Source organism: Streptomyces sp. SID12488 (assembly GCF_010548275.1).
In the GTDB taxonomy this organism is placed as follows: domain Bacteria; phylum Actinomycetota; class Actinomycetes; order Streptomycetales; family Streptomycetaceae; genus Streptomyces.
Genome location: NZ_JAAGLT010000015.1, coordinates 145132 through 170310, shown reverse-complemented (window position 1 = coordinate 170310; position 25179 = coordinate 145132). Strand labels below are relative to the sequence as shown.

The 25179-nt window shown below is 70.7% G+C and carries 18 protein-coding genes and 1 pseudogene; 6 read left to right on the top strand and 13 right to left on the bottom strand.

Features of this window, described 5'->3' with window-relative positions; genetic code table 11:
- Positions 1-199: 199 nt before the first annotated feature.
- Both G3I56_RS23280 and G3I56_RS23275 read right to left on the bottom strand, forming a co-directional pair.
- The gene (locus G3I56_RS23280; protein WP_164412003.1) at positions 200-1960 is read right to left on the bottom strand and encodes a PucR family transcriptional regulator; all 1761 of its coding nucleotides are present in this window, start codon (positions 1958-1960) and stop codon (positions 200-202) included.
- 97 nt (positions 1961-2057) lie between these two features.
- Complete coding sequence (locus G3I56_RS23275) at positions 2058-4463, bottom strand: ATP/GTP-binding protein (RefSeq protein WP_164412001.1); 2406 nt, start codon at positions 4461-4463, stop codon at positions 2058-2060.
- 329 nt (positions 4464-4792) lie between these two features.
- On the opposite strand from G3I56_RS23275, the gene gabT reads away from it, so the two are divergent.
- Positions 4793-6127, top strand: a complete 1335-nt coding sequence (gabT, locus tag G3I56_RS23270; protein WP_164411999.1) for a 4-aminobutyrate--2-oxoglutarate transaminase — start codon at positions 4793-4795, stop codon at positions 6125-6127.
- A 338-nt stretch (positions 6128-6465) separates the two neighbouring features.
- A complete protein-coding gene (locus G3I56_RS23265) occupies positions 6466-7137 on the top strand; it encodes a phosphatase PAP2 family protein (RefSeq protein ID WP_164411997.1) in 672 nt (223 codons plus the stop codon).
- 351 nt (positions 7138-7488) lie between these two features.
- On the opposite strand, the gene G3I56_RS23260 is transcribed toward G3I56_RS23265, so the two are convergent.
- The 7 genes from G3I56_RS23260 to G3I56_RS23230 all read right to left on the bottom strand — a co-directional run bounded on the left by G3I56_RS23260 (position 7489) and on the right by G3I56_RS23230 (position 15387).
- A complete protein-coding gene (locus G3I56_RS23260; RefSeq protein WP_164411995.1) occupies positions 7489-7941 on the bottom strand; it encodes a hypothetical protein in 453 nt (150 codons plus the stop codon).
- Positions 7942-8120: 179 nt separating this feature from the next.
- Positions 8121-9554, bottom strand: a complete 1434-nt coding sequence (locus G3I56_RS23255) for an FAD-dependent oxidoreductase (protein WP_164411993.1) — start codon at positions 9552-9554, stop codon at positions 8121-8123.
- A 50-nt stretch (positions 9555-9604) separates the two neighbouring features.
- Positions 9605-10420 (bottom strand): ABC transporter permease, encoded by an 816-nt coding sequence (locus tag G3I56_RS23250; RefSeq protein WP_164411991.1) that lies wholly within the window; start codon positions 10418-10420, stop codon positions 9605-9607.
- Positions 10421-11347, bottom strand: coding sequence for an ABC transporter permease (locus tag G3I56_RS23245; protein ID WP_164411989.1), 927 nt, complete (start codon positions 11345-11347; stop codon positions 10421-10423).
- On the bottom strand, positions 11347-12504 hold the full coding sequence (locus G3I56_RS23240; RefSeq protein ID WP_164411987.1) for an ABC transporter ATP-binding protein: 1158 nt from the start codon (positions 12502-12504) through the stop codon (positions 11347-11349). The genes G3I56_RS23245 and G3I56_RS23240 overlap by 1 nt, the downstream gene beginning before the upstream one ends.
- Before the next feature lie 53 nt (positions 12505-12557).
- Positions 12558-13805, bottom strand: coding sequence for a spermidine/putrescine ABC transporter substrate-binding protein (locus tag G3I56_RS23235; RefSeq protein WP_164411985.1), 1248 nt, complete (start codon positions 13803-13805; stop codon positions 12558-12560).
- A 58-nt stretch (positions 13806-13863) separates the two neighbouring features.
- On the bottom strand, positions 13864-15387 hold the full coding sequence (locus G3I56_RS23230) for a gamma-aminobutyraldehyde dehydrogenase (RefSeq protein ID WP_164411983.1): 1524 nt from the start codon (positions 15385-15387) through the stop codon (positions 13864-13866).
- A 206-nt stretch (positions 15388-15593) separates the two neighbouring features.
- On the opposite strand from G3I56_RS23230, the gene G3I56_RS23225 reads away from it, so the two are divergent.
- Positions 15594-16196, top strand: a complete 603-nt coding sequence (locus G3I56_RS23225) for an NADAR family protein (RefSeq protein ID WP_164411982.1) — start codon at positions 15594-15596, stop codon at positions 16194-16196.
- A gap of 132 nt (positions 16197-16328) precedes the next feature.
- On the opposite strand, the gene G3I56_RS23220 is transcribed toward G3I56_RS23225, so the two are convergent.
- Positions 16329-17336: a DUF4190 domain-containing protein gene (locus G3I56_RS23220; RefSeq protein WP_164411980.1), complete on the bottom strand. Its 1008-nt coding sequence runs from the start codon at positions 17334-17336 to the stop codon at positions 16329-16331.
- Positions 17337-17456: 120 nt separating this feature from the next.
- On the opposite strand from G3I56_RS23220, the pseudogene G3I56_RS23215 reads away from it, so the two are divergent.
- Together G3I56_RS23215 and G3I56_RS23210 are read left to right on the top strand one after the other, a co-directional pair.
- Positions 17457-18622: pseudogene (locus G3I56_RS23215) on the top strand (adenosine deaminase).
- 36 nt (positions 18623-18658) lie between these two features.
- Positions 18659-19342, top strand: coding sequence for a glycerophosphodiester phosphodiesterase (locus G3I56_RS23210; RefSeq protein ID WP_164411976.1), 684 nt, complete (start codon positions 18659-18661; stop codon positions 19340-19342).
- Between the two features lie 24 nt (positions 19343-19366).
- Here the strand turns inward: G3I56_RS23210 and G3I56_RS23205 are convergent, their stop codons facing one another.
- Complete coding sequence (locus G3I56_RS23205; RefSeq protein WP_164411974.1) at positions 19367-21067, bottom strand: sigma-70 family RNA polymerase sigma factor; 1701 nt, start codon at positions 21065-21067, stop codon at positions 19367-19369.
- Between the two features lie 295 nt (positions 21068-21362).
- Between G3I56_RS23205 and G3I56_RS23200 the strand changes: the two genes are divergently transcribed.
- Complete coding sequence (locus G3I56_RS23200; protein ID WP_164412087.1) at positions 21363-22535, top strand: serine hydrolase domain-containing protein; 1173 nt, start codon at positions 21363-21365, stop codon at positions 22533-22535.
- Here the strand turns inward: G3I56_RS23200 and G3I56_RS23195 are convergent.
- Both G3I56_RS23195 and G3I56_RS23185 read right to left on the bottom strand, forming a co-directional pair.
- Complete coding sequence (locus tag G3I56_RS23195) at positions 22525-23052, bottom strand: hypothetical protein (RefSeq protein ID WP_164411972.1); 528 nt, start codon at positions 23050-23052, stop codon at positions 22525-22527. The genes G3I56_RS23200 and G3I56_RS23195 overlap by 11 nt on opposite strands.
- A 524-nt stretch (positions 23053-23576) precedes the next feature.
- Positions 23577-25016, bottom strand: coding sequence for a gamma-aminobutyraldehyde dehydrogenase (locus G3I56_RS23185; protein WP_164411968.1), 1440 nt, complete (start codon positions 25014-25016; stop codon positions 23577-23579).
- Between the last annotated feature and the right edge of the window lie 163 nt (positions 25017-25179).

The following is a 25179-nucleotide window of genomic DNA, read 5'->3' as shown; positions in this document are numbered from 1 at the left end:
GGGAGGGTGAGGGGGTGTTTGTCCGGGGTGGAGTGGTGGGGGGTGAGGGACGGGACATTTTGGCGTGGCGGAGGCCATCGAGCCCGTCCGGCGTTTGAGGACGAGCGCGTTCAGCGCGAAGGGGGGCCTGGGGGCACAGCCCCCAGGGACGGGACGGGTAGGGGCGGCGGGGGCGAAACAAACCCCACCCACCCCCGCCTCACTCCCCCACAGCCGCCGTCGTCTTCAACGCCAGCCACAACTCCATCCGCACATCCGGATCATCCAGCGACCGCCCCAGAATCTCCTCCACCCGCCGCATCCGGTACCGCAACGTATGCCGGTGCACACCAAGATCCGCCGCAGCCGCGTCCCACTGCCCGTGCCGGGACAGCCACGCCCGCAACGACGCCACCAGGTCGCCCCGTCCCGTCGCGTCGTGCGCGTACAGCGGACGCAACAACCCGTCCGCGAACGCCCGCACCGCGTCGTCCGCGAGCAACGGCACCACGGACCCCGCGGCCAACTGCTCGTGCCCGACCAGCACCCGCCCCCGCCGCCGGGCCACCGACAACGCCTGCTCGGCCTGCTTGTAGGCCGCCGCCGCGGCGATGGGCCCGGCCGGCCCGGACATCCCCACCACAAGCTCGTCCTCATCACCCGAGGACCCACGGAACCCACTGGAGCCAGAAGCGCCGGAGGAACCAGAGGAACCGAAAGCGGAAGCCGAGGTATCCGCAGCCCGCCGCTCCCTGACCTCCGCCCGCGTCTCCTCCAGCGCCGCGGCGAACTCCTCGCAGGCTCTCACCGCCGCACCCCCGTCCACCGCGAGCACGACCAGCCGCTCCCCCTCCGGCACGACCAGCACCGCCTCCCCGGCCCGCGCGGCGGCCGACTCCAGGCACTCGGTGAGCCCGCCCAGCGGATCGCCGTTGGTGTCGGCGGCGACCAGAGAACCAGCCGTGGGCCTGCTCATCTCCCCCGTCCCCGCCCCCACCGGCGCCGTCGCGCCCGCCGGAGAGGACGCCGACTCGGCGACGACGATCCGGTACGGCGCGTCGAGCAGCTCGCCGTACAGGTCCCCGGCGACGGCGCGCGCGTGGTCGGGTTCGCCGGCCAGCAGCATGCGCAGCACAGCGACCCCGATGCGCTGCTCGGCGGCCTGGAGGGAACGGGACCGCTCGGTGGTGAGGGTCAGCAGGGCGATGGCCGAGTGAAGGGCGTACCGCTCAGCCGTACCCAGCGTGGCGGCGGTACCGACGGCCAGCGCGGCGCGCGGCCGGCGCCCGGTGCCGAGGGAGTGCAGCTCGACCCGGTCCCGTTCCCCGTCGTCGTCCCCGCCGCCCGTGCCCACCACCGCGCTCGCCGGCGCGGGCCGCTCCCGCAGCCGTTCCACGTCCGCCGTGAGCCGCGCCGCCCGCCGCCCGGCCCACTCGGGCGCGGTGGCGACGACGGCGCCCGAGGCGTCGTACAGCGCGGCCCAGCCGTCGACCTGTGAGGCGAGCGAGGCGAGCAGGCCCTCCGGACCGTCGCTCAGCGCCTGCCGGGTCAGTTCGCGTTGCGCCGCGAATCCGGCGGTCACCGCCCGGTACTGGTCGGCGGCGATGGCTGCCGACACCGCCTTGCTGATGGCGAGGAAGGGCGTGCGGCGCGGCACTTCGAGGAGCGGGAGCCCTTCGTGCTCCGCGGCCTCGACGACCGCCTTCGGGATGTCCGCGTAGTTGACTCCGACGGCGAAGCCGAGTCCGACGACACCCGCCCCGACCAGCCGCTTCACATAGCGCCGCATGACCTCGGCGTCCTCGGCGTCCAGCTGGAGGGCGGTGATCAGGAGCAGTTCCCCGCCCTCCATGTAGGGGACGGGGTCGGCCAGTTCGCTGACGTGCGCCCAGCGCACCGGGACGTCCAGGCGGTCGCCGCCCGCCCGCACGGTCAGCTTGAGTGCGGAGTGGTGGACGAGCGAGGCGAGCGTCGGGGGCATGAGGCCTTCAGGTCTGTGTGGTCTCCGTGAACTTTTGGCCGCCGCGTATGAACGACCTGCGCCGATTCTGCCTCACCGTACGTAGAGCGTGCTCCGCTCAGCCCCGCAGATTCACCAGCAGCGGAGGGGCGTGCTCGCCCTCGACGGTGGTCAAGGACAGCACCGCGTGCCCCGAGGGCACCTCGTGCGCCAGTTCGGACGCGGACCACCGCTCCCGTTCGACCGTACGTACGGTCACCGCGTCGGTCGTGACCGCCTTGCCGGTGACCAGCTTGCGCAGGGCGTGGATGGCGCGGGTCATCGGCTGGTCCGCGAAGACGGTGTGCTTGGCCACGTCCCGGGTTTCCACCCAGGCCGTGCCCCAGGCCTGGGCGAACCGGCCGCCGTCCCAGGTCGTCACGCCGGAGAACGCCATCCGGCAGCCGACGGCACCGTAGAGCGGACCGTGCAGCGCCTCCGGGACGTCGCCGATCGTCCGCAGGGCAAGGACGACGCCCGCGTTCTGGGTGCGCAGCCGCTGGACACGGCGCACCGAACCGGCGGTGACCGTCCCGGTGGCGTCGTCGAGGACCAGGCAGGCGAAGTGGGGGCGCCGTCCGTCGCGTACGACCGCGCAGAACTGGGCGAGGACCAGCCGTGTGATCAGCCGGGCGGCCTCCTCGTGGCCGTGCTCGGGCAGGTCGACGCGGACGCGCAGCGGGTACTGGGCGAGGGAGCGCAGGGAGAAGGGCCGAACCGTGCCGCCCCCGCCGAAGAAACCGTCGAAGACCGGCCGGTTCAGCAGCGCGAGCCGGTCGGCGAGGGCCCGGCCGACATCCGTCGGGCTCGCCGCCTGCCGGATGCGTACGTCGAGTTCGCGCCGCATGACGGTGAACTCGTCCCCCGCCAGGGCGTCCCGCAGGCCGGACAGCGCCGCCGGGTCGCTCTCCAGCAGTTCCCGCAGCACCGGCAGGACCGGGAAGCGTCCGTGGGCCGCCCGGTAGGGGCCGAGCACCTGGGCGAGCGCGGTGGCCGCGCTCTCGGTGCCGACGGTGTCGAGGTCGCCGACCAGCGCCTCGGCGAGGAAGGAGGCCGCCTCGTCGGGGTCGTCGGAGTCGGCGTACGGGTCGAGGTCGTGGACGGAGGAACGGTCACCGATCCGTACGACGACGTCGAACCCCGAATCCGCGGCGAGCGGCGTCCCCGGCGCGGACACCGTGACGAACGCGCACTGCCCGGTGAGCGCCCGCAGAGCCAGCGCCTCGGTCACCGGTTCGATCAGATGCCGTGTCTTGCCCGCCCCCGACGGTCCGACCGCGAGCAGGGAGGTGCCCAGCACCTCGGGCCCGAGAGCCGCGCCGGCACCCTGGTAGACGAGGGGGGCCCGCTCGGCCGCCACCCACCGCCCGATGCGCACCTGTCCCGCGGCCAGGTCGTGGGGCGCGGTACGCCGGGCCAGGTCGCGGGCTCCGGAGGGGTGGACCCAGGCCGCCGCGCCCTGCCGCAGCACGGTGTCCCGGAAGCCCGGGAGCTGCCCGTCCCGCATGGCGAGTTTCCAGGCGTGCTCGACCCGGGCGCAGTCCACGTCGTTCATACGACCGCCGGTCACCTCGGCGGTGAGCAGCTCGGCGGCCTCGTACTGACCGGCCTCCCGCAGGTCGGGCCACTGCTCGCGCGGCCGGTCGGCGGGAGCGGGTCCGGTGGGCCCGGCGGCGGCCGTGCGGGCGGCGAGACGCGCCTTCGCGTACGCCCACCAGCCACCGATCCGCGCGAACGGCCACACGACCAGCAAAGTGATGACGGTGTAGAGACCGACCTTGAAGGCGGTCGACCCGAACACATCGAATCCGCCGGAGATCAACGCGACGAGGGCGACGACCGCGTCGACGATCGGCAGGGCGTCCCAGCCGACCCCCGGAAAGGCGTTCGGAAACACGAAGCTGAGCGTGACGAGAGCCCCGAGTGCCGCAAGCAGAGCCCGCGCGGGCTGCGGCCGACGCCCGACGAAGTGCCGGGCGATGTCGGGCCAGCTACCGAGCCGACCCATCCCATAGAGCAGCACAAGGAAGAAGGCCCCGTTGTAGACGAGGACGGCCGCGCTGCCCTCCCATCCCTTGGGCGCGACGGTGCCGCCCCACCACCAGTCCTCCGGCGTGAACAGCTTCAGCAGCACCGACTCGTACGGCATCGCTCCCCGCCGCCACAGCGACCACAGGAACAGCCCCACGACGAGCGGAACGAGCAGCCCGACGACGGTGACCGGGGAGAGACGTTCCGCCGCCTGCGCGCCCTTCGGCAGCCGGTACCCGTACCGCCAGATCCCGGGCTCGGCGTCGGGCCGTGGCTCGTTGAGCCACTCGGCGACGGAGGCACGCGCGGGCACACTCTGCGGCGCCCCCTGCTCTACGGGCCGAGGCGCCCGCCCCGGCCGGGGCGGCACCGAGGGCACGCCCGGCGGCCCCGCCGGACGCGGCACGGGATTCGCATGCGTACCCCGCGCGTCCTGCGTCCCGTCGCTGTCCATCGCCCTGCCCCCTGACCAGCCGTTCCGACCACCATCAGTCGACAACGGCCAATCTAACGCTCCCACAAGGGGAGTTCACCGCTTACCGGGCCGACCAAGCTGAGCGGACCCTGCCGCGCACCCCCTGCTTCGAGGCCCCTCAGGGGGGTACCCCTCTGTCCACCAAGGACAACGACACACCCCCACCACTCCTAAACGGTGCATGCCAGCCCCCACCCCCCAGGCCTAGCCTGCGAGGAGAGTCGCGGCGAAGTCCCGCGTCAGCCCGACCTCGGTCCCGCCTCGGTCCCACCTCACCCCCGCGTCCGTCACGCACCCAGGAGCCCCTCATGACCTCCCTCCCCCAGGAGCGCCGCGTAGTCACCGCAATCCCCGGCCCGAAGTCGCAGGAGCTCCAGGCCCGGCGTCTCGCCGCCGTCGCGGCCGGTGTCGGCTCGGTGCTGCCCGTGTTCACGGCGCGGGCGGGCGGCGGGATCATCGAGGACGTCGACGGGAACCGGCTGATCGACTTCGGGTCCGGCATCGCCGTGACGTCGGTCGGCGCCAGCGCCGAGGCGGTCGTGCGCCGGGCCTCCGCCCAGCTCGCCGACTTCACGCACACCTGTTTCATGGTCACGCCGTACGAGGGGTACGTCGAGGTCGCCGAGGCGCTCGCCGAGCTGACGCCGGGCGACCACGCCAAGAAGAGCGCCCTGTTCAACAGCGGCGCCGAGGCCGTCGAGAACGCGGTCAAGATCGCCCGCGCCTACACCAAGCGGCAGGCCGTCGTCGTGTTCGACCACGGCTACCACGGGCGTACGAACCTCACCATGGCCCTCACCTCCAAGAACATGCCGTACAAGCACGGCTTCGGACCGTTCGCGCCCGAGGTGTACCGCGTGCCCGTCGCCTACGGCTACCGCTGGCCCACCGGCCCCGAGAACGCCGGTCCCGAGGCCGCCGCGCAGGCCGTCGACCAGATCAGCAAGCAGGTCGGGGCGGACAACGTCGCCGCGATCATCATCGAACCGTTGCTCGGCGAGGGCGGCTTCATCGAGCCCGCGAAGGGGTTCCTGCCGGCGATCCGGAAGTTCGCCGCCGACAACGGCATCGTCTTCGTCGCCGATGAGATCCAGTCGGGCTTCTGCCGGACCGGGCAGTGGTTCGCGTGCGAGGACGAGGGCATCGTGCCCGATCTGATCACCACCGCGAAGGGCATCGCGGGCGGGCTGCCGCTCGCCGCCGTCACCGGGCGCGCCGAGATCATGGACGCCGCGCACGCGGGTGGCCTGGGCGGCACCTACGGCGGAAACCCGGTCGCCTGTGCGGGCGCGCTCGGCTCGATCGAGACGATGAAGGAGCTCGACCTCAACGCCAGGGCCAAGCACATCGAGGCCGTCATGAAGGCCCGGCTGACCGCCATGGCCGAGAAATACGAGGTCATCGGTGACATCCGCGGCCGGGGCGCCATGATCGCCATCGAGTTGGTCAAGGACCGCGCCACCAAGGAGCCCCACCCGGAGGCGACCGCAGCTCTGGCCAAGGCCTGTCACCAAGAGGGTCTGGTGGTCCTCACCTGTGGCACTTACGGCAACGTCCTCCGCTTCCTGCCCCCGCTGGTGATCGGCGACGACCTCCTGGGCGAGGGCCTCGACATCATCGAGCAGGCCTTCACCAGCGTCTGACGCCTCCTCGGCGCCCGCCGGCCCTCCGTCCGGCCGTGCGTGCCGGCCGACCGGCCCCGGATTCCGCTTGTTTCCGGGCCCCGGCGGGCACCGTCAGAGCGTGTGAAGAAGGTGTGCGAGGAGGATGGCGGGATGTCATTCTGTCTGTCCGAGACCCATCCCCTGACGTAGGTTCTATCCAGATGAGAGATACACCCCGCTCGCAGGAAACTGTGGGTGGTGCCTGGTCGGGGCCTCCCCAGCTTCGATCCGGTCGTGCCCTCGCGCACACCACCGGAGCCTCTGGTTCCGGGTCTCCTCACCGGTCGGACAGTCGCCCGCCCCAAACCCCCCGGGGCGTGCGACGACCCGATCTGATCGGCCACCCTGGAGCTCCCCCCCCTGTTCCAGGGTGGCCGACCTCTCGGAGTCCTCTCTCCGTCCTGGCCCTCGCGGTTGTCCTCTTCGCGCTGATCACCTGGCAGGTCGCCGTCCACGGCCCCCTCGCCCGCGCGGACCAACGCCTCAGCGACTCGCTCGTCCACCCGTCCCGCGGCTGGGCCCTCCTCGCCGACCTCGGCAGCATCGTGGTCGCCGTTCCCGTTCTCGTCGCCGTCCTGGTGTACGTCGGTCTGCGCGCGCGTCGGGCGGGTACGGAGCGCTGGTGGCGGGAACCGGTCGGCGCGGGTGTGCTGATGGCGGCCGTACCCGCGATCGTCGTACCGATGAAGGAGCTGGTCGCCCGCGCCGGGCCGCCGGTCATGGGTCCCGGCACCGGGTTCTACCCCTCCGGTCACACCGCGACAGCCGTCGTGGCCTACGGCTCCGCCACACTGCTCCTGCTGCCGTGGCTGCGGCGTACGTACGCCCGTCGGCTCGTCCTGATCGGCTGCCTCGCCCTCAACGCCGCCGTCGCCGTCGGGCTCGTCGTCCGCGGTTTCCACTGGCCGCTCGACGTGGTGGCGAGCTGGTGCCTGTGCGGGGCGCTGCTGATCCTGCTGCGCCTGTTCGTCCGCAGGCCCTCGCCCTGATCCCTTCACCCTGATCCCGCCGGCTGATCGCGACGGCTGTTCCCGTCTGCGGCCGGAGACCCGGCCCCTGCATCGGCCGGTGGTTCGTGACATACAACCGTATGGTCTGCTCGCTCACCGGGACGTCACCTCGCGGCTCACCGGCTCGCGCGGCTCATGCAGCCGGCTGGGCCGTCGTCAGGGCAGCTCCTGTCGCCGTCGACTGCCCGGCATTGCCCACCTGTCGGTTGTGCGGCACACCGCACGACACACCCGAGCGCCCACCTGTCCGCGGTTCGCGTCGACCGCACGGACGGCCGACGAGAGCGTGGTCACGCGGGATTCGTGAGATTCGCTAGAGCCTCGGCGGCGTCACCTGTCCTCGTCGGTCGCCAGACCCGCCGCCGCCTCGTGCATGGCCAGTTCGAGGAGTGCCGGGTCGGTGAGGGTGCCGGAGCCGTCCGGCGGGACCAACCAGCGGACGCCTCCCGTCGCACGGCCCGGGTACGGGACGACGATCCACGTGCCGCGTCCCGCCGTACGCACCCCCGTGCCCAGCCAGCGGGCCGCGGTGCCCGGTGGCACGAAGAACCCCATCCGGGAGTCGCCGAAGTCGACGAGAACCGGGCCGGGCTGGTCGATGACTCGGGTGAGGACGTCGAGTGTCGGGTAGCCGAGTTCACCCCGCAGGATCAGTACGTCCCAGGCCTTGCCCGCGGGCAGCAGCGCGATCCCCAGGGGATTGCGCTCCCATTCCCAGCGGCAGGCCTCGGGATCCGGAGCAACGGACGCCAGCCACTCGACCGCCGTTTTCGCCCCTGCCATGAGGAACCTCCCTCTCTCTGTGAACGCTGGTCGCGTCACGAGAGAGAGCGAGGTTTCCCGGGAGCATTACGCGGGTTCCGCCATGTCGTGGGAGTGAATCAGATCACAGCCGATGAGCTGGGCGTACGCCTGGCGTACGCCTGTGGATCACCGAGCACCGCACGTGCCCCAGGGCGGCCCTAGCTGTCGAACCCAAGACCCAGCCGGTCCATCGTCTTCAGCCAGAGGTTGCGTCGGCCGCCGTGTGCGTCCGCCCTTGCCAGCGACCACTTGGTGAGGGCGATGCCCGTCCAGGCGAACGGCTCGGGCGGGAACGGCAGCGGCTTCCTGCGGACCATCGCCAGTGACGTGCGCTCGGTGCGCTCCCCCGCCAGCAGGTCCAGCATCACGTCCGCGCCGAAGCGGGTCGCGCCGACGCCCAGGCCGGTGAACCCCGCCGCGTAGGCCACCCTGCCCGCGTGCGCGGTGCCGAAGAACGCCGAGAAGCGCGAGCAGGTGTCGATCGCGCCGCCCCACGCGTGCGTGAAGCGGACGCCCTCCAGCTGCGGGAAGCAGGTGAAGAAGTGGTCGGCCAGCTTGGCGTAGGTCTCCGGGCGGTCGTCGTACTCGGCGCGCACCCGGCCGCCGTACGGGTAGATCGCGTCGTAACCGCCCCACAGGATGCGGTTGTCGGCGCTCAGCCGGAAGTAGTGGAACTGGTTGGCACTGTCCCCGAGGCCCTGCCGGTTCCGCCAGCCGATGTCGGCGAGCTGCGTCTCGCTCAGGGGTTCGGTCATCAGCGCGTAGTCGTAGACGGGGACCGTGTACGCGCGCACCCGCTTGACCAGGCTCGGGAAGATGTTCGTCCCGAGCGCGATCCGGCGGGCCCGGACCGACCCGTACGGCGTGCGTACGGCCATGCCGGCGCCGTACCTCCGCAGGGTGAGGGCCGGGGTGTGCTCGTACACGCGGACGCCCAGGCGCAGGCAGGCCCTCTTCAGCCCCCAGGCCAGTTTCGCCGGGTTGAGCATCGCGACGCCGGTGCGGTCGTGCAGGCCGGCCAGGAAGGTGGGGGACGCGACCTGCTCCCGTACCGCCTCCGTGTCCAGGAACTCGGTACCGGTCGCGAGGCCCTTGCGGTCCAACTCCTCGTACCAGGCGCGGAGTTCGGTGGCCTGGTGCGGTTCGGTGGCGACGTCGATCTCGCCGGTGCGTTCGAAGTCACAGTCGAGGGAGTGCCGGGCGACGGACTTCTCGATCTCGTCCAGGTTCCGTGCGCCGAGTTCCTGGAGCCGGTGGATCTCGTCCGGCCAGCGGGCCAGGCCGTTCGCCAGGCCGTGGGTGAGGGAGGCGGCGCAGAAGCCGCCGTTGCGGCCCGAGGCGGCCCAGCCCGCCTCGCGGCCCTCGACGAGCACGACGTCCCGCTGCGGGTCGCGCTCCTTGGCGATCAGCGCGGTCCACAGCCCGCTGTACCCGCCGCCCACCACCAGCAGATCGCAGCTCTCGGCGCCGGTGAGGGCGGGCTCGGGGTGCGGCTTGCCGGGGTCGTCCAGCCAGTACGCGACCGGCTGGGCGTCCGAAAGGGATTTCGTCCAGCGACTTGCATTTCCATGGGTCATGGCGCTTGGGGCCATGATTCCAACTCCCTACGAATGCCTGTGAACACGAATTGCCGAGAACGAAACTATGCGCTCTTCTGCCTGTTTCGGCGGTTGCCGATGACCATTCCGGTCAGCACGAACAGTACGGCGATCAGGAACATGGCCGTACCGATGACATTGATCTGAACGGGTGTTCCGCGCTGCGCCGAACCCCAGACGAACATCGGGAAGGTGACGGTCGAGCCCGCGTTGAAATTGGTGATGATGAAATCGTCGAAGGAGAGCGCGAAGGCGAGCAGCGCGCCCGCCGCGATTCCGGGGGCCACGATGGGCAGGGTGACGCGTACGAAGGTCTGCACCGGGCCCGCGTACAGGTCCCGGGCGGCCTCCTCCAGCCGCGGGTCCATCGACATCACGCGTGCCTTCACGGCGACGACGACGAAGCTGAGGCAGAACATGATGTGGGCGATCAGGATCGTCCAGAAGCCCAGTTGTGCGCCCAGGTTGAGGAACAGGGTGAGCAGCGAGGCCGCCATGACGACCTCGGGCATCGCCATCGGGAGGAAGATCAGCGAGTTGACGGCTCCCCGCGCGCGGAAGCGGTACCGCACGAGCGCGAAGGCGATCATCGTACCGAGGACGGTCGCCCCGATGGTCGCCCAGAAGGCGATCCGCAGGCTGAGCGAGAGCGATTCGCACATCCCGGCGACCCCGCAGGGATCACGCCAGGCGTCCGTCGAGAACTGCTGCCACTCGTAATTGAAGCGGCCCTTCGGTTTGTTGAAGGAGAACACTGTGACGACGACGTTCGGCAGCAGCAGATAGCCGAGTGTGACGAGTCCCGCGATGACGACGAAATGGCTCTTGAGCCAGCGCCCGATCGAATTCACGAAGGCCATTTAAACCAGGTCCTCCGTCCCGGACTTGCGGATGTAGAGGGTCACCATGATGAGGATCGCGGCCATGAGGATGAAGGAGAGCGCGGCGGCCGTCGGATAGTCGAGGATCCGCAGGAACTGCGTCTGGATGACGTTGCCGATCATGCGTGTGTCCGTGGAGCCGAGCAGGTCGGCGTTGACGTAGTCACCGCTCGCCGGGATGAACGTGAGGAGTGTGCCGGAGACGACGCCCGGCATCGACAGCGGGAAGGTGACCTTGCGAAAGGTCGTGAACGGCCTGGCGTAGAGGTCCCCGGCCGCTTCGTGCAGCCGTCCGTCGATGCGTTCGAGCGAGGTGTAGAGCGGCAGGATCATGAACGGCAGGTAGTTGTACGTCAGACCGCACACCACCGCGAGCGGAGTCGCCAGCACCCGGTCCCCCGCCGTGATGCCGAGCCAGCTGGTGACGTCCAGGACGTGCAGCGAGTTGAGGGCGCCGACGACCGGGCCGCCGTCCGCGAGGATCGTCTTCCAGGCGAGCGTACGGATCAGGAAGCTGGTGAAGAACGGCGCGATGACCAGGATCATGATCAGGTTGCGCCAGCGTCCCGCGCGGAACGCGATCAGGTAGGCGAGCGGATAACCGAGTACCAGGCAGAGGATCGTGGCGGCGCCCGCGTACAGCACCGAGCGCAGGAACTGCGGCCAGTAGTCGACCAGGGCGTCCCAGTAGGTCGCGAAGTGCCAGGTGACCTTGTAGCCCTCCTCCAGGGAGCCCGTCTGCACGGACGTGGAGGCCTGGTAGACCATCGGCAGCGCGAAGAACACGAACAGCCAGAGAAGACCGGGCAGAAGCAGCCAGTAAGGCGTCCAGCGGCCTCTTCGGCGCGAGGGCTTCTTCGTCGGCGCCGGCGCCAGGGGCGGCGCGTCGGGGGTCGCGGTGGTCATCAGACGGCCGCCTCGTCGTCGACCGTCCCGACACCCGCGTCTATGTCCTGATCGGCGTCCAGGCCGAAGGTGTGGGCCGGGTTCCAGTGCAGGACGACCTCCGCGCCGGGGGCCAGCCGGGCGTCGCGGTCGATGTTCTGGACGTACACCTCGAACTCGGGGCAGACGGGGCTGTCGATGACGTACTGCGTGGAGACCCCGATGAAACTGGTGGCGGCGATCTTCCCGGTGATGCGGTTGCGGCCGGCCGGGATGTCGCCGGCGGCGTCCGCGTGCGTGAGGGAGATCTTCTCGGGGCGGACCCCGACCAGCACCTTGCCGCCGGTTCTGGTCGGCGCGGAACATCGGGCCTCGGGGAGCAGGAGCTTGCCGCCGCCCGCCTTGAGGACGATCTCGTCGCCGCTCTTGGCGTCGACCTCCGCCTCGATGAGGTTGGAGGTGCCGAGGAAGTTCGCGACGAAGGTGGTCTGCGGGTTCTCGTAGAGATCGGCGGGCGACCCGAGCTGCTCGACGCGGCCCGCGTTCATCACGGCGACCGTGTCGGCCATCGTCATGGCCTCCTCCTGGTCGTGCGTGACATGGACGAACGTGATGCCGACCTCGGTCTGGATGCGCTTCAGCTCCAGCTGCATCTGGCGGCGCAGCTTGAGGTCGAGGGCGCCGAGCGGTTCGTCGAGGAGCAGCACCCTGGGGGTGTTGATCAGCGCGCGGGCCACGGCGACGCGCTGTTGCTGGCCGCCGGAGAGCTGGTGCGGTTTCTTGCGCGCCTGCTCGCCGAGCTGTACGAGCTCCAGCATGTCCTCGACCTGCTTCTTCACCGACTTGATACCGCGCCGGCGCAGACCGAAGGCGACGTTCTCGAAGATGTCGAGGTGCGGGAAGAGGGCGTACGACTGGAAGACCGTGTTCACCGGCCGCTTGTACGGCGGCAGGTTCGTGACCTCCTGGTCCCCGAGGAAGACGGTGCCGGAGGAAGGTTCCTCCAGGCCGGCGATCATCCGCAGGGTGGTCGTCTTGCCGCAGCCGGAGGCACCGAGGAGGGCGAAGAAGGAGCCCTGGGGGACGGTGAGGTCGAGGGGGTGTACAGCGGTGAAGGAGCCGTAGGTCTTGCTGATCCCGGAGAGACGGACGTCGCCGCCGTGGTCTGTGCTGGTCATGGTGTGGTCCTTGGGGAGTCGGAGGGGTTTCGCACCGCTGGGGGCAGGCGGGGCTACGCCCCCGTCAACTTCGCGAACTTCTCCTCGTACGCCGTCTCTTCCTTCTGGCTCAGCAACCGGAAGGCGTGGGACTTCGCGGCCATCGCCGCGTCGGGAATGATCAGCGGGTTGTCCGCCGCGTCCTTGTCGATCTTCGCGAGGTACGGCTTCACTCCGTCGACGGGACACACGTAGTTGATGTAGGCGGCCAGTTCGGCGGCGGGTTCGGGCTCGTAGTAGTAGTCCATGAGCCGCTCGGCGTTCGTCTTGTGGCGCGCCCTGTTGGGGATCAGCATGTTGTCGCTCGACGTGATGTAGCCGCTGTCCGGAATGAGGAAGTCGATGTCCGGACTGTCCGCCTTGAGCTGGACCACGTCACCCGCCCAGGCGATACAGGCGGCGAAGTCGCCCGACGTGAGGTCGGCCGTGTAGTCGTTGCCGGAGAAGCGGCGGATCTGGCCCTTGTCGACGGCCTTCTGGAGCCGGGCGATCGCCGCGTCGTAGTCGTCGTCGGTGAACTTCGCCGGGTCCTTGCCCATGTCGAGCAGGGTCATACCGATGCTGTCGCGCATCTCGCTGAGGAACCCGACGCGCCCCTTCAGCTTGGGGTTGTCGAGCATGTCGGAGACCGACTTCACCTCGACGCCGTTCAGCGCCTTCTTGTTGTAGGCGATGACGGTCGAGATGCCCTGCCAGGGGTAGGAGTAGGCGCGGCCCGGGTCCCAGTCGGGGCTGCGGAACTGCTGCGACAGGTTCGCGAACGCGTGCGGGAGGTTCGAGGCGTCCAGCTTCTGGACCCAGCCGAGCCGGATCAGCCGGCCGGCCAGCCAGTCGGTGAGGACGATGATGTCCCGCCCGGTGTCCTGGCCCGCCGCGAGCTGCGGTTTGATCTTGCCGAAGAACTCGACGTTGTCGTTGATGTCCTCGGTGTACTTGACCTTGATGCCGGTCCGCTCGGTGAACGCGTCGAGCGTGGGGTGGTGCTTCTCGCTCTCGTCGACGTCCATGTACTCGGTCCAGTTGGAGAAGTTGACGGTCTTCTCCTTGGCCGAGTGGTCGTCCGCGGAGACGCCTCCCGCGGTCTTGCCCGCCGCGGGGATGCCGCAGCCGGTCAGCGCGCCGAGGCCGCCGGCCACCAGGGCGCCGCCCGCGGAGGCGCGCAACAGGGACCGGCGGGTCAGAGCGGCCCTGCCGTTGCGGAAGCTGCGCCGCATGGCGGCCACCTGGGCAGGGGAAAGGCGGTCGGGCTCGTACTGCTCCATGCGCGTGATGCCCTTTCGGGAGGGTGATTCGGCCGCTGGTCGGTCGGCCTGTGTCCGGTCAGCGGTCCCCGAAGATCGTGCGGTGCCAGTCCTTGCGGGCAACCGCGGTGTTGTCGAACATGACGTGCTTGATCTGTGTGTACTCCTCGAACGAGTACGTGGACATGTCCTTGCCGAAGCCGGACGCCTTGTACCCCCCGTGGGGCATCTCGCTGATGATCGGAATGTGGTCGTTGACCCACACGCAGCCCGCCTTGATCTCGCGGGTGGCGCGGTTCGCCCGGTAGACGTCCCGGCTCCAGACGGAGGCGGCAAGCCCGTACGGCGTGTCGTTGGCGAGCCGGATGCCCTCGTCGTCGCTGTCGAAGGGGAGTACGACGAGCACCGGCCCGAAGATCTCGGACTGCACGATCTCGCTGTCCTGGGCGGCGTCGGCGATCAGGGTGGGCCGGTAGTAGGCGCCGCTCTTCAGCTCCCCCTGGGGAGCCTCCCCGCCTGCCACCACGCGCGCGTAGGCACGCGCCCGCTCGACGAAACCGGCGACGCGGTCGCGCTGCGCGTGCGAGATGAGCGGCCCGAGGTCGGTGCCCGGGGCGAACGGATCACCGAGCCGGACGGTGTCCATGAGGGCGGCCGTTCTCGCGACGAACTCCTCGTACAGCGGCCGTTGCACGTACGCGCGCGTGGCGGCCGTGCAGTCCTGCCCGGTGTTGATGAGCGAGCCCGCGACGGCGCCGTTGACGGCGGCGTCGAGATCGGCGTCGTCGAAGACGACGAAGGGTGCCTTGCCGCCCAGTTCCAGATGGAGCCGCTTGACGGTGGCGGTGGCGACCTCGGCGACACGCTTGCCGACGGCGGTGGACCCGGTGAAGGACGTCATGACGACATCGGGATGCCCGACGAGATACTCACCGGCTTCCTTGCCGGTCCCGGTGACGACATTGATCACCCCGTCCGGAATGCCGGCCGCGGTGGCCGCCTCGGCGAAGAGGAGCGAGGTCAGCGGGGTCAGCTCGGCGGGCTTGAGCACGATCGTGTTGCCGGCCGCGATCGCCGGGAGGATCTTCCAGGCGGCCATCTGGAGGGGATAGTTCCAGGGCGCGATGGACCCGACGACGCCGATGGGTTCCCGGCGGACGTACGAGGTGTGGTCACCGGAGTACTCCCCGGCCGACTGTCCCTGGAGGTGCCGGGCGGCACCGGCGAAGAACGCGGTGTTGTCGATCGTCCCCGGCACGTCGAACTCGCGGGTCAGCTTGAGCGGCTTGCCGCACTGGAGGGACTCGGCGCGCGCGAACTCCTCGGCGCGCTCGGCGAGGACGGCGGCGAAACGGTGCAGCGCGTCGGAACGCTCGCCCGGCGTGGCCCCGGCCCAGCTCGGGAAGGCCGCGCGTGCGGCGGCGACGGCGGCGTCCACGTCGTCGTGACCGGCCAGCTCGTAGGTGTAGACCGCCTCGCCGGTGGCTGGATCGACGACCTCGTGCGTACGGCCTGAGGTGCCGCGCGTCAGACGGCCCGCGATGTACTGCGCGCCGGCCGCGAGCCGCTCCTGCGCCGGGAAGCGATGGCCCGGAATGTGCATGTCGCTCTCCTCCGTCGCCCGCCCCGTACTGCGGGGGTCAACGTAGCTCCAGGTCGATTTGAGTGCCGATCCTGACAGAGTAAGTGGACTCCAACAAGGGATTCCGTTGTTGCCATTTGGTTACGCGACGGAATCTGTCGACGAGGTGTCCAGCGGGATGGGAAATGAGGGACGCGATGTCAGTGGTGGCTGCCAGACTCGCGTGCATGGGGAAACTCGGCACGAACACCGCCAACACCGCCAACCCGGAGCAGTCGGGGCAGATCGATTCTTTGGAGGCCCTGACCAGGGAAGTCCGTGCGGGGGCCCGGGTCAAGTACCTGCACTTCTGGGGGCACCGGCCCCGCCCCGACGGCCGCGTGGGAGCGAGCTGTCTCAGCCAGTGGTGGCCGGCGGCGTTTTCGGTCGACGGAGTCGAGTACGCGACGGCCGAGCACTGGATGATGGCCGCCAAGGCCCGCCTGTTCGAGGACGCGGAGGCGGAGCAGCGAGCGATCTCGGCACCGAACCCGGCACTGGCGAAGAAGGCCGGCCGGCTCGTGCGCGGCTTCGACCAGGCCGTGTGGGAGCGCGAGCGGTTCGGGATCGTGGTCGAGGGCAGCGTCCACAAGTTCGCCGCCCACAGTGACCTGCAGGGCTTTCTGCTGGGTACCGGCGAGCGCGTCCTGGTGGAGGCGAGCCCGGTCGACCGCGTCTGGGGCATCGGACTCGCCGCGGACGACGAGGCGGCGATGGACCCCGAGCGGTGGCGGGGGCCGAACCTGCTCGGGTTCGCGCTGATGGCGGCACGGGAGCGGTTGCGGGGCTAAGGCTGGGCAAAGGCCTGTCCCGGGGCCCACGCCACGGACACCGGGGTACGGATTTCGCACCCGGCCTTCCCGGGGCCGCTCGGCTCCGCCTGCCCGACGCGGCCCGTTCGACCCGCTCACCGGGCCCGCTCGCTAGACCTGCTGGGACAGGGAGGTCGAGTAACCGCCATCGAAGTCGTCCGCGGACCCCTCTTCGCCGAACGCGATGATGAGGACGCCGACCGTCACGGCGAGGACGATGGCGACGCCACCACAGATGATTCCGGCCAGCGCCTGGCCCGCGTTGGTCGCCTGGCCCCGGCGGGCCCTGCCACGGGCGATCAGGCCGAACACCACGGCGAGGATGCCCAGGATGATCGCCAGCGGCCAGAGGCAGAAGAAGACAGCCGAGATGATGCCGATCACGAGCGAGGCCGTGCCCATGCCGTTCATCGGCTGAGGCGCCATGGGGGCCCAGCCGTAGCCGGTGCCGCCGTACATCGGGGGCGCGGGATGCGCGGGGCCGACGGCGTATCCGGGCTGCTGCGGGTAGCCGTAGTCCTGCCGATCGGACGGGTAGGTCGGGTACGACGGGTAGCCGTACGGGGCCTGTCCGGGGCCGTCGGGTGCTACGGGCGGCGGGGGGACCGGCTCACCCGGCGCGGCGGGCTGGGCGTAGGAGGAGTGCGGGGTGGGGGGTGCGAAGGGGTTGTCCTGCGGGGTGCCTGCCGCGGGAGCGCCGGGGGCCGCGAAGGGGTTGGCCCAGGGCTGGGAGGCCTGGGGTATGGGCGGACCTGTGTGGGCACCCGGCGGGGGCGTGGTGGCCGCGGGCGTCGAGGTGGCCGTGGGGTGGTGGTGGACACCGGGGGGTGGCGGGGTGGTGTCGCCGTTGTTCCAGAACACCGTGCTGCCGGGGCCCTCGGGGGCGGAACCCGAGCGAGGGGTCTCCGCTGCCGGCGGTGCCCAGGGATTGAACTCGGCGTCGGAGACGGTCGTGCCGCCGGTGGCGGGTCCGGCCGGAGGCTTGTCCAGCGGGACCCGCGCGGGTGTGCCGTTCGCGGGGCTTGCGCTGACGGTTTCCCCGGTCGCCGCGCCCTCGGAACTCGCCCCCTCCCCGGGGATGTTCTCCGGTGGGTGCGGCGGCTGCGCGGCGTCGGACATGCGTGGGGTCCCCTCGTTCGTGCGTTCCGTCATGCTACGGCCCGCGATCACCGGGCGACGGGGCATCTGCGCTCTCCCCGCCCCCTCCCGCCCTGCGGCGGAATCCACAGGCGTCTCCCCGTGGGCCCGGCCTACGATGATCCCCGAGTCATCGATCAGCCGATCACCTGCGTCCCGCCGACCGTCGCACGATCCGGGGCGCCGTTCCCGGGGAGGAACCCTTGAGCGACCACCACCAGCCTGCCGCAGCCGCCGCCCCTGACCCGCACGCCTTCATCGCCGGGCTGCCCAAGGCCGAACTGCACGTCCACCACGTCGGCTCCGCCTCCCCCCGGATCGTCTCGCAGCTGGCCGCCCGCCACCCCGACTCCCAGGTGCCCACCGATCCCGAGGCCCTGGCCGACTTCTTCACGTTCACGGACTTCGCCCACTTCATCAAGGTGTATCTGTCCGTCGTGGACCTCATCCGGACCCCCGAGGACGTACGGCTGCTGACGTACGAGATCGCCCGGGACATGGCCCGGCAGCAGGTCCGGTACGCCGAGCTGACCATCACCCCGTTCTCCTCCGTCCGCCGCGGCATCGACGCGCGCGCCTTCATGGACGCGATCGAGGACGCCCGCAAGTCGGCCGAGGCCGAGTTCGGGACCGTACTGCGCTGGTGCTTCGACATCCCGGGCGAGGCCGGGCTCGAAGCGGCCGAGGAGACCGTGCGGCTCGCCACCGACGACCGGCTGCGCCCGGAGGGGCTGGTCTCGTTCGGGCTCGGCGGACCCGAGATCGGCGTACCCAGGCCGCAGTTCAAGCCGTACTTCGACCGGGCGATCGCCGCCGGACTGCGGTCGGTGCCGCACGCAGGCGAGACCACCGGCCCGGAGACGGTCTGGGACGCGCTGAACCATCTGCGCGCGGAACGCATCGGCCACGGTACGAGTTCCGCGCAGGACCCCGAACTGCTCGCGCACCTCGCCGAGCAGCGCATCGCCCTGGAGGTCTGCCCGACCTCCAACATCGCCACGCGCGCGGTCCGCACACTCGACGAGCACCCCATCAAGGAGTTCGTGCGGGCCGGCGTCCTCGTCACGATCAACTCCGACGACCCGCCGATGTTCGGCACCGATCTCAACAGCGAGTACGCGGTCGCCGCCCGGCTGCTGGACCTCGACGAGTGGGGTCTCGCCGACCTCGCCAAGAACGCCGTCGAGGCCTCCTTCCTCGACCCGGCGGGCAAGGCCGCGCTGGCCGCCGAGATCGACACCTACACCTCGGCATGGCTCGCCCCCTGACAAACACCACCGGCCCCGCCCACGCACAATGGGCCCATGCAGAACGTGACCGCCGTGGCCCATCGCGGCGACCCCTACCGCGTCCGTGAGAACACGACCGACTCGCTGCGTTCCGCGCTCGACCAGGGCGCGGACGCGGTCGAGATCGACGTACGGCTCACCCGGGACGGCGTTCCCGTGCTGCTGCACGACGCGACGCTGAAGCGGCTGTGGGAGCGGGACCGGCCGCTGGCCGTGCTGTCGGCGGCCGAGGTACGCGGGCTGACGGAGGGCGGGGTGCCGACGCTCGCGGAGGCGTTGGCCGCGACCGAGGGCAGCCGGGTGATGATCGATCTGCCGGGGTCGCCCGACGCGCGCGCGGTACGACGGGTGACGGACATGGTCCGGGAGTGCGCGGCGGAGGAACGCGTGTACTACTGCGCGGACGCCTCGGCGATGCTCGCGGTGCGCGCGGCCGACCCGTCCGCCGAGATCGCCCTGACCTGGAAGAGCGTCGCACCGCCGCGCCCCGCCCTGCTCGCGGCCGTACGCCCGCGCTGGCTCAACTACCGCTTCACCCTGGTCGACCGGAGGCTCGTGGCGCGGGTGCACCGGGACGGCTGTCTGCTGTCGGTGTGGACTCCGGACACCCGTCGTTCCATCCGGCGGCTGCTGGACGCCGGCGTCGACTCGATCACCACCAACCGGATCGACACGCTGTGCGCGCTGCGCAAGGGGTGACGCGGCTCCGCTGCTGGCGGCTCCCTACACCCGGGACTCCTGAGCCACGGTCGCCGGATCGGCCGGGGTCGCCCGGGTGACGTACTGCGGGACGGGGGTGTCGTCCTTGCCGGTGTCGCGGACCAGGCCGTAGCGGGTGGCGCCATCGGGGGGTCCGCTGGTGACGTCGCCCTCCACGTTGTCCCAGGTCGTCGGGAAGACGTTCAGGCCGTAGTCGGCGCCCCGTTCGTTCACGGTGAGGGTGACGCTGCCGTCGACGTAGAAGTACTCGTTCTGCCACATCTGCTGGGTGCCGGCCGGCGGGACGGCGTAGCCGGTGGCCGAGCTGCCCATGCCGGTGGCCGAGCTGTCGGTGCCGCTGACCCGGTCGTCCATCCGGCGGCCACCGCCCGAGGCCACGTGGAAGAGCCTGCCCTTCAGGCCGGTCCAGGCCGGCATGACCAGGCTGCCGGCCCGGTACTGCGGTGAGATCTGCCAGCGGACGAGGACATAGCCCTGGCCGGTGAGCGTCACGCTGTCCCCGCGGTGGTTCATGGTGGCGTGCGCGCCGCCGGTGCTGGTGATCCCGGCCTCGGGCCGGCGCGGGAGGGCCGCGGGCCGTGCGTTCGGGTCGGGCGCCGTGTCGACGGCGTCGACGACCGTGCCGTACGGGGCCGACTTCGGCCGCGTCGCCGACGGGGTGGGAGTGGGCGAGGTGGAGGGTGAGGGGGAAAGGGTGGGAGAGGGCGACGCCGACGGGGACCGGGGCGGGGAGGTGACGGGCGCCTGGGAATGGGGGCGGGCCGTGGGGGCCGCGACGGCCGGCGGCGGGTCCTTCGCGGGGTACGTCGTGACGTAGGCGCCGCCCGCGACGATCGTCGCCCCGGCGCTCAGGGCGACGGCTGGTTTGGTCAGGGCGCCGAGCACCTTGCCCGACCAGCCGACGGAGGCACCGGTGGTGGCGGCGACGGCCGTCTTGCCACCGAAGGCCAGCGACAGGGTGAAGCCGACGGGCAGCGGGACGAGCGCGATGCCGACGAGAAGCCGTTCCGCCGGTACGACGACCGCCTCGCCGGGGCCCGCGCAGTACGCGCACCCCCTGATGTGCCGGGCCAGCCGCTTGCGCCACACCGAGTCCGGGTCGCCGTCCCAGCGGACGGTCAGTTCTCGCAGGTCGGGGCAGGCGCCGCCGAGCGCCCGTACGATTCCGCGCGAGGCCTCCAGACGCTCCTTCATCCGCTGGACGCGTACGGCGGCGTGCTGCCGGCTGATCCCGAGGGCAGCCGCCAGCTCACGCCGGGTGAGTTCGCCCGCGACCTCCAGCCACCACAGGGACAGCAGCTGCCGGTCCTCGTCGTCGAGCCAGCGCACCGCTTCCGCGACCTCGCGGCGCTGGCCCTCCAACTGGAGCCTCAGCACGGTGAGTTCGGCGAAGTCGGCGGCTCCGTCGGCGGTCTCGTCACGCAGGGTGTCGGTCGTACGGCGGCGGGCGCGGTCCCGGATCTGCCGCATCGCGATAGCGACGAGCCACGACCGGAAGCTGTCCGGGTCGCGAAGTGAGCCGAGGTTGTCCACGGCCCGCAGCATGGTCTCCTGCACGACGTCGTCGACGTCCGCGTGACCGTTCAGGGCCCGGCCGACGATGTTGTAGACCAACGGCAGCCAGCCCGCGACCAGCTCGTCCAGCGCCCGCCGGTCACCGGCCTGCGCCGCAGCGATGGTGGAACTCCACTGGCGCCCGTCCACAAAAGCCCCTTCTCGTACGTGTGTGCACCTTACGTCGCCCTGTTGCACACCAGTTCGCCGCCAGGTCGCCCGAGGAGACGGTCGGGGGGCACCACCGATAACAGTTTTCGCCCCCTGCCCACGGCCGCCCGGGACACGGGCCCTAGGTGCGAACCCCGGCAAGATCCGGATGCGGTACGCCTGTTGCCCCCAGGCCGGGACCAGGGTCGGTGTCCTCCTCGACGACGATCCACGTCAGCCCGTAAGGATCAAGGATGTGAGCATCAACACCAGCCGCCACCAGCAGGAGAAGCCGATGCACATGCGCACACGTACCGCGGCCCGCGCCACAGCCCTCGCGACCGTCCTCACCCTCACCCTCGCCCTGCCGGCCGGTGCCCTCGCCGTTCCCGCGTCGGCCGCCTCCGACCCGGCGACCGCGCGGGGCACGGCACCGGACGCGGAGGCGCTGCGGACCGCGCTCGCCGGATTACCGGACGCGGACGCGACGGCGGCTCTCGTACGGGTCGGAGGCACCGGCGGCGTCTGGCGCGGCAGCGCGGGTGTGCACGACCTGGCGAGCGGGCGGGCGGCGGACCCGGACGCGCGTTTCCGGGCCGGTTCGACGACGAAGGCGGTCACGGCGGCGGTCGTGCTCCAACTCGCGGCGGAGGGCAGGGTGGACCTCGGCCGACCGGCCCGGCACTACCTTCCGGACCTGATCCCCAGCACGTACGAGCACGTGACCGTGCGCCAACTCCTGAACCACACCAGTGGCATCCCGGCCGCCGACGGCACAGGTACGACCTTCGAGGAGTGGTACGCGCGCCGCTTCGACCTCCACTCGCCCCGCGAGATGGTCGCCGACGCCACCGCCAAGAAGCCCGAGTTCGCCCCGGGCACCGAGCAGCACTACCTCAACATCAACTACACCGTGCTCGGGCTGCTGATCGAGCGGACCACCGGCCACTCGTACGAGCAGGAGACGACCCGCCGGGTCTTCGCCCCGCTGGGAATGCGGAACACGTACTTTCCCTGCAGCGATCCGGACATCCGGGGGCCGCACAACCACGGCTACCAGGCCGTGGCGCGCGCGGACGGCACGACGGAGTTCCGTGACGTCACGGTGTGGGGCACCACGGACAGCTGGGCGGCGGGCGCCATGATCTCCACGACGGCCGACCTGGAGCGGTTCCTGACCGCCCTGTTCCGCGGGCGGGTCGTGCCGCGAACGCAGTTGGAGGAGATGTTCACGCTGCCGGCCGGCGTACCCGGCGCCACGATGAGCGCGGGCCTCCAGCGGTACGTCACCCCCGACGGCACGGAGGTGTGGCTGAAGTCGGGCGGCCGATGGGGCTACAACTCGGTCATCGCGGCCACCCGCGACCTGTCCCGCACCCTCGTCTACAGCGTCAACTCGACCGACGCGAAGGGCCAGGGCTTGAATCCCGTCGCCGCACGCATCGCGCAGGCGGCCTTCACACCGTGACGTGGGCCGTGGTCGGAGGCGCCGCCATCAGCGCCTCCAGCCGCTTGATCCGCTTCCGTACGACGTACAGCGGAATCACCCCGAACACCCCGAACGACATGTCGATCACCGTCCACCAGAGGGGAATCCCCCGGATCGGCCCGCAGATCAGCGCGAGCGGGATGATCCCGGCACAGGCGATCATCCCGAACTCGACGACCCAGATGTTGCGTACGGGGTCGCGGTAGGGCCCGTAGAAGGCGACCGCGATGACGAGGTGGGCGAAGGCGAGCCAGTCCGTGCCGTAGAGGACGAAGGGGTAGCGCTGGTCGGTGGCGTCGATGCCTTCGCGTACCCGCTCGATCCACGCCATCATCCCCGGCAACCGCTCGGGGACGGACAGGGCCCGCAGCACTCCCTCGGTCCAGCGCAGTTCGTGCACGAGGGGGAAAGCTGTGGCGCCACTGAGCACCAGACCCACGACGAAGACGGCCAACCAGGCGCGAATGCCCTTGAGCAGGGCGGCTCTGTCACTCATGGAGGCAGCATACGCCCAAGTTGAACACGTTCAAAAATGCCACCGGACAGGCCCGCCCGTCGACGGCAACGGTCACCGGCGGCGTTCGTACCGTGGAAAGCGCGAGGGCCGCGAAGACCTCGACGAGGAGGGCATCGAGGTCCGGGTCACCGTCGGAGGAGGTCCAAAGGTCGACTCGATGTTCAGGGCGTCCACCGCGGCGGCGCCGCGCACCAGTGGGACCGGTCCCGTGGGCGAGGACAAGCCCGCGCGTTCGGCGAGAGCCGCGGCGATGACGGGCCGCCGGCCGGCCTGCTTCTCCTTACTGCGGGCGCACAGCGCGGGCGTTCCCACGATCAGGCGGGACATCACCGGTACGCAGGCCGGGAAAGTCGACGCCGTGTCGAGCAGCACGGCGCCGGTGCGACATCGTGTCGCCTGCGGGCGGGCCTGCCGAGCCGCCGGGGCCACGCAGCCGTGCGGCCCCGGACGGAGAACTCCCGCCCGGGGCCGCACGCGTGCTACAGACAGCCCTCAAACCACCCTCAGCCGCCGAGCGACGTCATCACATGCTTGATCCGTGTGTAGTCGTCGAACCCGTACCCCGAGAGATCCTTGCCGTAGCCGGACTTCTTGAAGCCGCCGTGCGGCATCTCCGCGACCAGCGGGATGTGGGTGTTGATCCACACGCAGCCGAAGTCCAGGACCTTCGACATCCGCATCGCGCGTGCGTGGTCCTTCGTCCACACGGACGACGCGAGGGCGTAGTCCACGCCGTTGGCCCACCCCACGGCCTGCGCCTCGTCGGAGAAGGACTGGACGGTGATGACCGGGCCGAAGACCTCGTTCTGGATGATCTCGTCGTCCTGCTTCAGGCCCGAAACGACGGTCGCGGCGTAGAAGTAGCCCTTCTCGCCGACCCGGTGACCGCCCGCCTCGACCTTGGCGTGGGCGGGCAGCCGCTCGATGAATCCGGAGACCTGCTTCAGCTGGTTCAGGTTGTTGAGCGGCCCGTACAGCACGTCCTCGTCGTCCGGCTGGCCGGTCTTCGTCTCGGCGGCGGCCTTGGCGAGCGCCGCGACGAACTCGTCGTGGATGGACTCCTGGACGAGGACACGCGTGGCCGCCGTACAGTCCTGGCCCGCGTTGAAGAAGCCGGCGACCGAGATGTCCTCGACGGCCTTGGCGATGTCGGTGTCCTCGAACACGACGACCGGCGCCTTGCCACCCAGCTCCAGGTGGACACGCTTGAGGTCCTTCGACGCGGACTCGGCGACCTGCATACCGGCCCGTACCGAACCGGTGATCGACGCCATCGCCGGGGTCGGGTGCTCGACCATCAGCCGACCGGTGTCACGGTCCCCGGTGATGACGTTGAAGACGCCCGTGGGCAGGATCGAACCGATGATCTCCGCCATGAGAACCGTGGAGGCGGGCGTCGTGTCCGACGGCTTGAGCACCACGGTGTTGCCGGCCGCGATGGCCGGGGCGAACTTCCACACGGCCATCATCATCGGGTAGTTCCAGGGCGCGACCTGCGCGCAGACACCGATCGGCTCGCGCCGGACGATCGACGTCATCCCCTCCATGTACTCGCCGGCGCTGCGCCCCTCCAGCATCCGGGCCATGCCCGCGAAGAAGCGGATCTGGTCCACCATCGGCGGGATCTCCTCGTCCCGGGTGAGCCCGATCGGCTTGCCGGTGTTCTCCACCTCGGCCGCGATGAGCTCCTCGGCGCGCTCCTCGAACGCGTCCGCGATCTTCAGGAGCTGCTTCTGCCGCTCGGCCGGGGTCTTGTCGCGCCAGGCGGGGAAGGCGGCGGCCGCAGCGGCCATGGCGGCGTCGACGTCCGGCTGCCCGGACAGCGGCGCGGTCGCGTACGCCTCGCCCGTCACGGGGTTGACCACCTCGGTGGTCCGCCCGTCGGCGGCGTCCCGGAACTCACCATCGATGTAGTTGCGCAGACGACGCAGCTCGGTGCTCACTGCCGGCCCTCCAGATTCGGGTGTCCATTGACTGAGACACCCACCCTATTCCGCAGTCCGACGTTTTCAACACCCCCGATCCCCCTCCAGCTGCGAAATCCGCAAGATAAGCGTCCATGAACAACGAATTTCATCGATCGAGCCTTGCGAAACCGTCGACTCC